The sequence below is a fragment of the Prevotella sp. oral taxon 376 genome (assembly GCF_003043945.1).
Lineage (GTDB): Bacteria > Bacteroidota > Bacteroidia > Bacteroidales > Bacteroidaceae > Prevotella.
In genome coordinates this window covers 2,054,688-2,065,867 of sequence record NZ_PYXG01000001.1, presented here as the reverse complement: position 1 = coordinate 2,065,867, position 11,180 = coordinate 2,054,688, and the positions used below count along the sequence as shown (strand labels likewise).

At 41.5% G+C, this 11,180-nt stretch carries 21 protein-coding genes and 1 pseudogene; 11 read left to right on the top strand and 11 right to left on the bottom strand.

The genetic code is table 11. The features are described 5' to 3' along the window. Positions 1 to 122 precede the first annotated feature (122 nt). From C7120_RS09385 to C7120_RS09340, 11 genes and pseudogenes are all read right to left on the bottom strand, one after another. On the bottom strand, positions 123 to 410 hold the full coding sequence (locus tag C7120_RS09385) for a hypothetical protein (RefSeq protein ID WP_233247057.1): 288 nt from the start codon (positions 408 to 410) through the stop codon (positions 123 to 125). Positions 411 to 559: 149 nt separating this feature from the next. Further along, a complete protein-coding gene (locus C7120_RS09380) occupies positions 560 to 775 on the bottom strand; it encodes a hypothetical protein (protein WP_107621216.1) in 216 nt (71 codons plus the stop codon). A 6-nt stretch (positions 776 to 781) separates the two neighbouring features. Continuing rightward, positions 782 to 1,259 (bottom strand): annotated as a pseudogene (locus C7120_RS09375) (class I SAM-dependent methyltransferase). Then, positions 1,256 to 1,621, bottom strand: a complete 366-nt coding sequence (locus C7120_RS09370; RefSeq protein WP_107621214.1) for a hypothetical protein — start codon at positions 1,619 to 1,621, stop codon at positions 1,256 to 1,258. Before C7120_RS09370 ends, C7120_RS09375 begins: the two are co-directional and overlap by 4 nt. Before the next feature lie 35 nt (positions 1,622 to 1,656). Continuing rightward, entirely contained in the window at positions 1,657 to 2,397 is a 741-nt protein-coding gene (locus C7120_RS13960) for a hypothetical protein (protein ID WP_158267363.1), read from the bottom strand. Then, positions 2,385 to 2,702 (bottom strand): hypothetical protein, encoded by a 318-nt coding sequence (locus C7120_RS09360; RefSeq protein WP_107621213.1) that lies wholly within the window; start codon positions 2,700 to 2,702, stop codon positions 2,385 to 2,387. The genes C7120_RS13960 and C7120_RS09360 overlap by 13 nt, the downstream gene beginning before the upstream one ends. 14 nt (positions 2,703 to 2,716) lie before the next feature. Continuing rightward, the gene (locus C7120_RS09355) at positions 2,717 to 3,763 is read right to left on the bottom strand and encodes a hypothetical protein (protein ID WP_107621212.1); all 1,047 of its coding nucleotides are present in this window, start codon (positions 3,761 to 3,763) and stop codon (positions 2,717 to 2,719) included. Between the two features lie 11 nt (positions 3,764 to 3,774). Further along, positions 3,775 to 5,043: a DNA (cytosine-5-)-methyltransferase gene (gene dcm / locus C7120_RS09350; protein ID WP_107621211.1), complete on the bottom strand. Its 1,269-nt coding sequence runs from the start codon at positions 5,041 to 5,043 to the stop codon at positions 3,775 to 3,777. Then, positions 5,040 to 5,321: a hypothetical protein gene (locus C7120_RS14170; protein WP_107621210.1), complete on the bottom strand. Its 282-nt coding sequence runs from the start codon at positions 5,319 to 5,321 to the stop codon at positions 5,040 to 5,042. Before C7120_RS14170 ends, dcm begins: the two co-directional genes overlap by 4 nt. Further along, complete coding sequence (locus C7120_RS13805) at positions 5,318 to 5,626, bottom strand: hypothetical protein (protein WP_146154232.1); 309 nt, start codon at positions 5,624 to 5,626, stop codon at positions 5,318 to 5,320. Before C7120_RS13805 ends, C7120_RS14170 begins: the two co-directional genes overlap by 4 nt. Continuing rightward, on the bottom strand, positions 5,610 to 5,801 hold the full coding sequence (locus tag C7120_RS09340; RefSeq protein ID WP_107621209.1) for a helix-turn-helix domain-containing protein: 192 nt from the start codon (positions 5,799 to 5,801) through the stop codon (positions 5,610 to 5,612). Before C7120_RS09340 ends, C7120_RS13805 begins: the two co-directional genes overlap by 17 nt. 687 nt (positions 5,802 to 6,488) lie before the next feature. On the opposite strand from C7120_RS09340, the gene C7120_RS09335 reads away from it, so the two are divergent. The 11 genes from C7120_RS09335 to C7120_RS09290 all read left to right on the top strand — a co-directional run bounded on the left by C7120_RS09335 (position 6,489) and on the right by C7120_RS09290 (position 11,136). Then, positions 6,489 to 7,358, top strand: a complete 870-nt coding sequence (locus C7120_RS09335) for a hypothetical protein (protein ID WP_233247051.1) — start codon at positions 6,489 to 6,491, stop codon at positions 7,356 to 7,358. Positions 7,359 to 7,540: 182 nt separating this feature from the next. Next, positions 7,541 to 7,909 (top strand): hypothetical protein, encoded by a 369-nt coding sequence (locus tag C7120_RS09330; protein WP_107621207.1) that lies wholly within the window; start codon positions 7,541 to 7,543, stop codon positions 7,907 to 7,909. A 67-nt stretch (positions 7,910 to 7,976) separates the two neighbouring features. Next, positions 7,977 to 8,291, top strand: a complete 315-nt coding sequence (locus C7120_RS09325; protein ID WP_146154250.1) for a hypothetical protein — start codon at positions 7,977 to 7,979, stop codon at positions 8,289 to 8,291. A 279-nt stretch (positions 8,292 to 8,570) separates the two neighbouring features. After that, on the top strand, positions 8,571 to 8,741 hold the full coding sequence (locus tag C7120_RS13955) for a hypothetical protein (protein WP_158267362.1): 171 nt from the start codon (positions 8,571 to 8,573) through the stop codon (positions 8,739 to 8,741). Between the two features lie 14 nt (positions 8,742 to 8,755). After that, the gene (locus tag C7120_RS13800) at positions 8,756 to 8,983 is read left to right on the top strand and encodes a hypothetical protein (protein ID WP_146154249.1); all 228 of its coding nucleotides are present in this window, start codon (positions 8,756 to 8,758) and stop codon (positions 8,981 to 8,983) included. 199 nt (positions 8,984 to 9,182) lie between these two features. Next, positions 9,183 to 9,449, top strand: coding sequence for a hypothetical protein (locus C7120_RS09315; RefSeq protein ID WP_107621203.1), 267 nt, complete (start codon positions 9,183 to 9,185; stop codon positions 9,447 to 9,449). Between the two features lie 99 nt (positions 9,450 to 9,548). Further along, on the top strand, positions 9,549 to 9,809 hold the full coding sequence (locus C7120_RS09310; protein ID WP_146154230.1) for a hypothetical protein: 261 nt from the start codon (positions 9,549 to 9,551) through the stop codon (positions 9,807 to 9,809). Between the two features lies 1 nt (position 9,810). Beyond that, the gene (locus C7120_RS09305; protein ID WP_107621201.1) at positions 9,811 to 10,260 is read left to right on the top strand and encodes a hypothetical protein; all 450 of its coding nucleotides are present in this window, start codon (positions 9,811 to 9,813) and stop codon (positions 10,258 to 10,260) included. An 18-nt stretch (positions 10,261 to 10,278) separates the two neighbouring features. Next, entirely contained in the window at positions 10,279 to 10,515 is a 237-nt protein-coding gene (locus C7120_RS09300) for a hypothetical protein (protein WP_107621200.1), read from the top strand. Between the two features lies 1 nt (position 10,516). Then, positions 10,517 to 10,777, top strand: coding sequence for a hypothetical protein (locus C7120_RS09295; protein ID WP_107621199.1), 261 nt, complete (start codon positions 10,517 to 10,519; stop codon positions 10,775 to 10,777). Between the two features lie 2 nt (positions 10,778 to 10,779). Next, positions 10,780 to 11,136, top strand: coding sequence for a hypothetical protein (locus C7120_RS09290; protein WP_107621198.1), 357 nt, complete (start codon positions 10,780 to 10,782; stop codon positions 11,134 to 11,136). The last annotated feature ends 44 nt before the right edge of the window (positions 11,137 to 11,180 follow it).

Below are 11,180 nucleotides of genomic sequence, written 5' to 3'. Positions count from 1 at the left end.
GGGGCTTTGACAGGTCATAGAGTCTGAACCAGTCGCACCAGTCGGCGAGGGAAAGTCCGTCGTTCTTTGCAGGTGTTTGAAATCAACGGATAATGTTCTTTCGGGATAATCAACCCACGCTGTTAAGCGGTTAGGAAGCAAAGTTTCTGTATTCCTGCTCCGTCTTTAGCTGTCAGCCGTGCGATTTCGATTTGCTTGCTGTGTCCTGGCTTGCCTGCCCACTGCCTTATTGATAGCACGGCTTTGCCTCCTTGCACTTCCTCAATGCGCTTTTCCCACAGAGGGTAGTTCAAACGAATGGTGTGTATCTTTTCTCCCTTAAGGAATTTTTCTTTGAAATCAGTAGGCATTCCCGCCTTACTATGATTAGCGGGGAAATACCTTGATAATGTGATTACATATGTTTTCATCTTTTTAATATTGAGTTTTAATAAATGCCCGTATGGCCGATAGCGCAGCCTCCGACATTCGCCAGAACTTCTCAGGTTCTTGAAGCGAGGCACAGACGGGCGTAACCTATCTGGCTTAGTGCAGTATTGTTTTTATTGCGTATAAGTTTTCACACTTGCATTCCGTCAGGATATTTCGTTGCTAACGGACGGTAATCGTCTGCCGCTTTCTTACCGCATTTAGGGCATACTTTGTTTGGGATAACTTCGTTATGGAAAAAATCATCATCATATCCGTAACCTTTCTTCGTATATCCGCAATGCTCACACTCATATATCGCTTGAAAATCTCTGCGATACTGTGATATTATTTTCTTAATTTTCATGCTATTCTATACTAATATCTTAATTTGCTTAATGAAACACATCCAAATGGTATGCTGCCTTTGCCTGATGTGTGTCCGAACAGCGGTTTCCTCCCTATAATCTCGATAATTCTATCTGTCGGTATTTGCTGCTCGTTCCACTTAAACACAAGCGTACCGCTTGGCTTAAGAACTCGCATACACTCGTCAAAGCCCTGTTTAATGTCGTCCTCCCATGTTGGGAATAGCCGACCGTATTTCTTTGCAAGCCATGATGATTTGCCAATGTTTTCAAATGTGGCGGGTCAAACAACACGATATGGAAACTATCATTATCAAATGGCATATTACGAAAATCGCCAACAACATCAGGATTGACTTCCAATGTACGCCCGTCACATAGTGTCGTTGTTTCTTTGCGAATATCCATAAACAGTGCTTCGGAGTTATGTTTGTCAAACCAACACATACGACTGCCACAACAAGCATCTAATATTCTTTTCATAACCCTAATGCTTGTTTAATACGTTTCTTGTAGTCCTCGTTAGCGAAACGCTTAGCTTCGTCCAATGTGCCGAACATTTTACTAAGTCCAAGTCCATATCCAGCCAGATGGAAACCATCGTCATTATGAAAGATATGAAAAATGGTTATTGGAGTGCGAGCCTCGTCTGCCGTATATGGGTATTCACATTCCCATTTCAACTTTGGCATATTCTCCACCACGCTCTCACGCCCTGCGTTGAAAGCTGCCTTGATATCTTCTTCGGTGAAGACTTTGTTGTCAGAAAAGGACACCTCGTTTCCGCTAAGCCTACCTTGTAATCTTGCTGTAGCGTACTCTTTTGCTAAATCTTTATGTTTCATTGTTTTAATTCTTAAGATATACAAGAAGAGCGTGGCTAAATGCCACGGCTCTCCTTGAGTTGTTTAATGGCTTCCTTTCCGTAAGCCTTCTCCGTGAGGCGAATAAACTCTGCAATAGTATATTCGGCATCAATGTCAAGCCCGTGTTCTCTACAAAAATTCTCACGCCCCATCAGGCAGGAGCCTGTAAGGATATGGTGCCACGAAAATAATTCCCTACCAGAAATGGGCTTGTCATTTTCTGGAAACAAAGTGTTGAATCGTGCAATTCGTTCTTCAAGAGGGGCACGCTCTTCAAATTTCACCCTTGCATCCCTAAAGGCATCATTTAGCGTTTCTCCATGCGCAAAGGAATTGCCACATTTAGCAATATAGCAAGGCGTCATCGTGAGGTCGCCGCCCAATATAAACCCTTTAGCATACTGCCCAACAACTTGAGCTATTATAGTTTGAATGCCGTCTATTGTGTGGACAGCACTCCCGTTTATTGAATTAATATTATCGCCAGAGCCATCGCCAGAGCCAGAGCCAGAGCCAGAGCCAGAGCCATCGCCATAGCCAGAGCCATCGCCATAGCCATAGCCATAGCCAGAGCCATCGCCAGAGCCAGAGCCAGAGCCAGAGCCAGAGCCATAGCCAGAGCCAGAGCCATAGCCACCGCCATAGCCAGAGCCATAGCCAGAGCCAGAGCCAGAGCCAGAGCCAGAGCCATAGCCAGAGCCAGAAGGAAATTCGTCTATGCGCAAAAACGCATTAATCTTATCTATTGCTTCCATTCGTCTACACTTTCGATTGACTTAACAGCATCTTTTGAACACTCGTGTATTTCGATAACAGATGCAACAACAATGCTTTTCTCTGTAATTGTAAAACGACATTCGTTGGGCTTTTTCGTGCCATCTACTGCGAGTTGTGTAATGCTGCACGCTCCAGCCCATTGCCAAAGCCTACGGCAGTTAAGTAACTCTACCGTGTACTTGTCTTCGCATTTTTCGACTTCATTTAATGTTCCGAAAAACACACCTGCTCCGTAAGAGCGTACAATCACTTTCTTTCCGATTAATTTTTTAATTGCTTCCATTGTTTTTAATTAATTTAATATTCTTGTTGCTCTACAAACTCTCCGTCAACCAACTCGTACCAAGTGTCAGCCTTGACGCGTTTCCCGTCAACTTGCTCGGTCTTTACACAGACAGGTTTCCATTTTCCGTCTTCACGGTCTTTCTTCCATTCGGCAAGTGTTATCCAACTCCCCTTTTTTGCTTTCGCAATAGAGTTGTAGCCAGCGGCCATTATAACAGAGTCTTCTCCTGTACTTTCAATCTGGGCATAGTCCCCGCTGGAACCAATCTTGGCAGAGTCCCCGCTGGAACCAATCTTGGCATAGTCCCCGCTGGAACCAATCTTGGCATAGTCCCCGCTGGAACCAATCTTGGCAGAGTCCCCGCTGGAACCAATCTTGGCAGAGTCCCCGCTGGAACCAATCTTGGCAGAGTCCCCGCTGGAACCAATCTTGGCATAGTCCCCGCTGGAACCAATCTTGGCAGAGTCCCCGCTGGAACCAATCTTGGCATAGTCCCCGCTGGAACCAATCTGGGCATAGTCCCCGCTGGAACCAATCTTGGCATAGTCCCCGCTGGAACCAATCTTGGCATAGTCCCCGCTGGAACCAATCTTGGCAGAGTCCCCGCTGGAACCAATCTTGGCAGAGTCCCCGCTGGAACCAATCTTGGCAGAGTCCCCGCTGGAACCAATCTGGGCATAGTCCCCGCCATTATCATTCAGCTTACCTTTGGTCGCCACCTTTCCCGGTAAGGTCGTTTCTTTTAGCCACTCGACACCGAGTTTGATAATATCTGCAAGTTTCAATTCTGCCTTTACCTTAATCTTAGAGGAGCAGACTTTAGTAGAGGTATCTTCTCTGTCCATTTCCCCTGACTGTTCCACCTCTGCAAATCGAGAGTTCAACATGTCATAGTGGTCAAACACTTCCAAAGGACTTTCGCAGGCATGAAAGCCTCGTTCGCAAACTTTGATGTCGCCATCAATTTCATACTCCTTGCCGACTTCATACTGAAATCCGCGACATTTCAAATCTTTGTCAAAGCCCTTATAGGCAATTATTTTCTTTTCTTTTTCCATTGTCATATTGTTTATAAGCTCATAAAACTGAAAATGTGTTTAATAGTCTCTATATTCCACCCGTTGCCGAGCATCTTGTACTGTTGCGTCTCGGAGCACTCCCACTTATACCATTCGGGGATAGTCTGCAAGCGGGCGCACTCGGTGGGCGTCAGGCGGCGGATGCGCATAAAGTCCCGTTCGTTTGCTATTAATGTGGTTCCGTTAGCCTGTACGCCTTTGTGCATTGTCGCCAACATGGCGTGAGCTTTCTCGTCCGCATGTCTGATATTCTTTTCTATATACGACACCATCGGCACATGTCCACCACCCATTCCACCAGCTGCAACAAGCGGCGTGCTTTTGTTTTCGGAGATAGTAGCATGCTTTTGGTTGGAAGAGATACACAATAGATTATTCTGCTCCCATGAACGGGTGCTTAATGTCGGTGATTTGTCCGTATATTCTGCACCTGCATTGAAGCCTCTCGGGCGCTGGTATATGCTTACCAAATCATACATACCTTTACCTCCAACATTCAGTGCACCCATTTTCTCTTGCGGCTCGTGAAATACAGCCCCGAAGCCATTGCCGTTTTCTTTGTTGCGTTCTCTATGTGCAATCAAAGCACTAACAGCTTTGTCGCTTAGGTAATATTTCTCGTCTACTTCCTGTTCGAGAATATCTTTCAATAGCAAACCTCTGTCTTCGGGTTGGGGAATATCGGTATAAATCTCCCCGAACAAGCCTTCCTTACGTGTACGTATATTTGTCCAGTAGATGCGCTTTCTATTCTGTGCTGAAACCAAAGCCGAGTTGATATGCACGCCGTACAGACCGATAGCGTGGCTTAACACTGACTCCCACTTCTTTCCCATTTCCACGTTTTCAAGGAAGAACAAAACATTCGGGTTGTATTTGCGAATGTCGGTCAGAATACGCATATACTCCCAAAACAGATAGCTCTGCCCCTCGAACTCGAAGCTCTGTTCTTTCAATTCGAGATAGCGTTCAAGCGTTAATACCTCCTCGTGTTCGGTAGTAGTCATTCCGTTGCGCCTGCCAGCGAAGCTGAAAGACTGGCAGGGACTTCCGCCGATAAGCAGGTCTATCGGTTCGAGTTTGCTTACATCAACATCTGTAACACTTCCGAGTTGCACCGTGTCGGGAAAGTTGAGCTGTGTCTGCGCTATGGCATGTTTGTCTATCTCGGAAGCGTAATAGATATTAGGCGTGATACCTAACTCTTTCGGGGCTATCCTGCCGCACGACATGCCGTCGAAAAGGCTTAGTACGTTCATCTTGCACTCAAGCTATCAAGTTTCTGTTGGGTTACATACAGTTCATGGCTAACATTATCCCTCTCTGCCCTTGCTTTACCTATCTGTACGGCACACAAGACTATAGAAGAGAGTATTACGGCTAATATGATAGCAAGAGGGTAGCGTTTAATCACTCTTTCGTGAAAGAGTCTTGCAAGCCCCCATGCCCCTAAGCCAAGATGTTTGAAACACCTTAGCAGATATATTCCGCTTAATGCGAAGTGCCCGTATTTGTTTTCTGTAAAATCTATGTTCATTGTTTTTCAAAATAATATCTAATACATTTTTGTGTGTAAATTCTCGCCTGTAAAGGGCTTATGTTATAGATTGGCATGTTAAGCAATCTTTCACAACAAGAGCCGTCTTTTGCTATTTTGCGTACCCTTACTAATGTCCCATCTTCTATTCTTGCATTGCCTTTCTTTCGCTTGCTGGAAAAGATACCTGTTAGGAACGCATGGATTTCCTCGTCGTTTGTCTCTACTACTTTGATTTGTTGACATTCTTTTCTTCGGCAGAAGTCAATAAGGTAGACTGGCTCTGTGTCATCTTTGATTTTCATGGCTTCCGTTCTTTGCCCATTTCTCTATTTCCTCCTTATCAAAAAGAATTTTGTTTCCCGTTGGCTGGTATGACGGGATTTTCTTTAGACTTGCCAACTTGTATAAATAGCCAGCGGAGTAACCTAAATACTCTGCAGCTTCTTTGATGTTCAAAAATTTACTTTCCGTGTTCATTTAATAGTTTATTTATATATTATATGTACCCACACCCAATTCGATTGCAGCCACATAAATGACAGTGTGGGCTATTTTTATATTCGTTGTATGACTTAGCGATTCCTGTCGCCCAATCAGGCTACTCAATGCGTTAAAGGACTGTACGCACTATCGTCATATAACCTATTTGGTCTCTTGTGTAGTCTCGGCATTTCTGCTATACACAACCACCTTTCGGCCTTCTTGACCCAATAAGTCAAATACCTCTTGCAATCATATTGCGATGACAAAAGTACACAAAAGTCTAAACATGTGCAAGAAAATCTAACAAAAATCTATCTGTATTTAGAAAGATTAAGATTGATAATGTAGCCTGTTTGGGGAATAATAATTACTTTTAAAATATTACATCATACCGCAAAACCCTTATAAATCAGTTTATTAATTAACGATAAAGCAGATTGAAAGGTGAGAATTGCACATAATATTTTCGTTAGATATTTGTTAAATATATCTAACAAACAATAGATTTATGGCGAAACACAATAGATGTTTGTTAGATATTTGTATCTTTGCAGCAGTTGATTTCCTCTACATCAACGCTGCCAACAGGACATTCACATTAAAGATAATTGAGGCGGCCAAAGGAATAGAGTAGAGGCTATCCTTTGGCGTAAGACCTCATACTTGTGTATGTATAAGACATTGAACATGCCGGTTAATTTACTTCAAAGACATCGCTTTGATAAGCATGCCATTGAAATGATAGCTTTGGCTGCAATAGTCAAAGCCTTGCACGAGAATTCTACCTTATATTTGAATAATTTGAGTATAAAGGCTTTTGGTGAGTTGTTCTGTGTTTCCTATTACAAAGCGAAGTCTTTACTTGAAATGGCAAAAGAAAGTGAGCTCTTTATCTATAATGAGAAGAAGAACTGTCTTTTTGCAAAACCATTCAAGAGTAAGTTTATCATCACAAGAGGTAAACGAGGTCAATATAAATCAGCCGAAGATTATGTTCGGAAGATTGATGTTGTGTCAGAAGATTCTGTCTTTGTAAATAACAGAGAAAAGATAACGAAAGTATCACTTCGCAAAGTCATTACTCTTTTACGAAGAACATTGCTTCACAATGTTTTCAGTGCCGAAAAACGGAACGAGTTGGTTCAAGAAAATAAATTTTCGTGTAACCGTTCTAAAGCACCGAAATCTATGCGTTGTTTAGCAAAGTCTTTTGGGATGAGCAAGGCTTCTGCAAGCAGATATATAAAAGGAATGGTGGACGACAAGGAAGTAAGCAAGAGTGAAATGGTAGCAGAGTGCGTCATCCCCGTTCTCAACGACACGACCGCAAGCGAATACACAAACAAACCTTATCATAGACATTTCGTTGCTTGGTATAACCCAAAGAGCGGATGTTGGTCTGGATGGGTTAATCTTGGTTGCAAATATACAATCATAGACAACAAAGTAAGTAGGAGCTTCCAGCATGTTATCTACAATCACAAAAAGAGACTATCGCACAAAGTTGAGAAACCTAATCCACTTGCTTATCTTGACAATTTTAATGCTTAATTTATTATGAGAAAGAGTAATTTAGATTTTGAGACGATACTACATAATTCAAGCCTACCTACTGCAGGCGTACATGTTGCATACCCACGCAAGCGTAAGCGCACGAGCAAGAAACTGAAAGTAAAACTCGTCAAAAGTAACGATTTTCGCAAGAAAAAGAGTGTGCAAAAAACGATATAACTATGAAACAATTAAAAAGAACAGAAAGAGGCTGGGCAGGATATTTCATTTGTTCTGACAGGTGTCTTTTCAGAAGAAACACCTTATTGGAATACGAAAACCAAAAAGTGGTTGTTAGCACAGTTGGAAGACTAATGGTCGAATATTGGGGAAGACTCACCCTTAACACCGTCGGAAATGAACGCTATTACGAAACGATGGCCTTCTATTCTGACCCAAACGATATGGTGTTCCACGATATAGATGTCGAGAGAGAAATATGTCTTGGCTGTGAATGGGAACTCAATGAGATTGATGACATAAAAGCCAATGACATGCACGAAAATGCCGTTGAGTGGGTAAGTAAACAAATGGTAGAACATAAAATTTAATAATTATGGTTGTGATATACACGGACACGTAGAAACAAGAAGCAGGAATTGTTCTTGGAATCATTCCATGGATTTTGATGGATCGCGAGCATATGAAATGTTTGCGGCGTTGGCAAACGTCCGCAATAATGGAAGTATTAAGGCTTTTGAACCAAAGGGGTTGCCTGATGATATATCTTATAAGACAAAGGAAGACTATGAACTATGGCGATACGATGCACACTCTCACAGCTGGGTTACTCAAGACGAATTAGAAACAGCTATAAAAGAAGCACGAAAACCTCTTGGGTCGTATATTAACGAAGACTACGACGCACTCTTAGCTTATATGAGAGCTTTTAGAAAGGAAGAGGTAAGGTTTGTTTTTTGGTTTGATAATTAATTTATAAACAATATTCAATATGAAACCCTACAGAATTAGACACAAGGCAACGGGACTGTACTATCAGCCTCTTGTGAATGGAAACAACTTGTCAAAGACAGGAAAGGTCTATTTGAACGGGATGGATGTTTTGAATGGAACGGATAACTATATATTTATTTCGTTCAATCCGTCTTCCAAACTTTACAATGATTATAAATCATTTTTCCATGATGGAAGTCGCAATGGTCGACTTTTTACATGCCGATTATTAAAAACAGAATTTGAAAAAGAAGAATTATGACAATATCAGAGTTACAGAAAAGGCTTCAAGAGGCATATGAAAAGTATGGAGATATTGAAGTGTCTATCCAAAATGGAGACTACGGCGGTGAATACTGCGGCTGGCGAGAAGCTGAAAATATAGAAGTCGAGGGAGAATACCCAAATCGAGAGGTGGTGATATTATGATATGAAATGCCATTATGAGAATATTAAGGGCGTTGGAAGGTGCTTGTTCCCGGTGTATGGCAGTAGCTGTAAGTAACGATATTGAACGCTGCACCTGTCATAACACGACCTATGAGAGTTTTGAGCGTGAACGCTACAATGCAGAGGCTAAACGCTTGAAATGTATCATTACCAAACTCGAAGAAGAGAATGAGTATTACAGAAAGATTTTAGAAAACAACAAAATTGAAATTCAGTTATGAATGGATTATTTGATATCTCGCCACAAGCCACCCTGAAACCGACAAAATTCTGTCGAACGTGCGCATATCGGGAAAGATGGGAATGCGAGAGTAAAGTGATACAATATTGTGCTAAGCGGAAGAGCAACCGAACTTTCAACGGACTGTTGAAAATAAAAGTTACTAATCCAGCTTGCGAACTTTATAAAGAAGATAAGTTATGAGCAAATTAATTCCACGCAAGATTAAGAAGGCTTGCAAAGGAGCAACTCTCGTTTATAACAAAGAATATGCGCTTACAAAGGTACTGTTCAAGGTTAGGCGCAATACTAAGTGGCAAAGAAAAGCCTTTGCCTACATTGTAAGACAAGAGCAGGTTAAGCTCAAAGTGATAGAAGAAAATACTTGGGCATTATTTCAAGGAACCGTAAAAAGATATAAAAATGAGCAAATCAATTCTACCATCCCTGAAAGAAAAGGACTATAGAAAAATTATTATTCAATTATATGGAAAGGAAGCGTGGCAGGAATACGTGCAACTTATCCGTTTGAAACAGAAGAAATACAACCTAACAAGAAAAGAAATATGGAACGATTTTATTTTACATTTATGATGAGTGATACCAAGTATCACAACTGCTACCACATAGAGGAAGCCGAAAGCTACGAAGAAGCGCGTGATAAGATGGTAGAGAAGTTCGGAACGGGATGGGCTTTCCAGTATAATGAAAGCCTGTGGAAAATATCCGAGGATCAGTACAAAAGACTTTACTGCTGCAACCCTTTTAACCCTGATTGGTTTGAGGGTATGACACAGGCAGATTTGTTTAACCTAAAAGAAATTTAGTATGGAAAACAGAATTGTACAATTAAGCGAGTATGAGTATAACGAACTTCAAGAAAAAGCCGAGTTGAACGATGGAAAAATCCGCGACTTGGCGAAGAAGTATTACCAAGAACATGGTGTGTTCCGAATTGATATTAGAGTCGGATTCCAAGATAAATACAACGGAGATACAGTTTTCTATACCAATGTATTCTCACACGAGAATGGCTTATATAAGAACGACGAATTTGGCCCAATTATTACAGAGAAAGGACGCAGGAAGATAGAAAGGATATTGTCCGATGCTTGTACGGAAACCTTTGAGAGGAAGTTTGGCGATGCGATTGAGTTCAAGAACCGTTATGCAGACGCTTTGAGAAGATTTACTATCACAAGATGTATAGCATATACAATAGCGTTCAGCGGATGGGGAGTTGCGGCAGTATTGCTAATAAACAGCATATTCAAATAATAAGAAAGTTACAAGATTATGGAACTAATAGACATTGTAAACAAGTTGATTGGTAACATAGAGCCTATAGGCGATACTTCCATTGACGAAGAACGCTTTGAGAATCTGAAAGCGTATTGTGAGTTGATAAATGAAATGGTAAAGCGAGTGGACGATGTAGTTTGCAATAACTGGGATAGTTGTCTTGCTTCCGTGAAGAGATCCAATGATTACATCAGCGACTTTCTTACCAACACCTTGAAAATAGAAGGATAGTATGGAAATAACAAAACAGCAGGCAATAGCCGGCTTGAAGAAAATCTTTAATACTCGTTCGTGGGAGAACCGTGAAGATGGCAAGAGCTTTGCCGATAAGGGAGATTTCTTTATTGACAAAAGAGATTGCGAACAGTATGAGGTAATGGCGAAGCTAAAAGAATATTTCAAAGACAAAACAATTAAAGACGGTCAATGTCGTGTGGAAAGTATGACGCTACTATGGACAACATTTCACATTGAAGACCGAGGAAAGGAGTAGATATGGAATACAAAAAGATATTAGATAGAATTCTGCACTATGTAGACCGTAAGGCAAACTTCGGAAACACGGTGTCGGTTGCTAATGTAAAGCGAGCGATTAACTATGCTTATGGTGCAGGTAAACAGACCGTGGTTGAGAATTTACCCAATTTGGAATGGGAAAAGGACAGCGAGAAAAAGTACAAGTCTCGCACACCATTTTTTGATTATGGGATAGATTTTTACAATGATGTTTGGGACGTAAAAATATTGGGTATATTTTCTATTGGCGACAAGTTCTTTGCAACGCTCTATGAAGCGCAGCAAGCCGCTAATAAAGATTACAAGGAACGACTAAAGAAAGCGTTGGGGATATGAATAAAGCAAAACGTAAAAGATAATATCTCTTCTTGCAGAGGCTT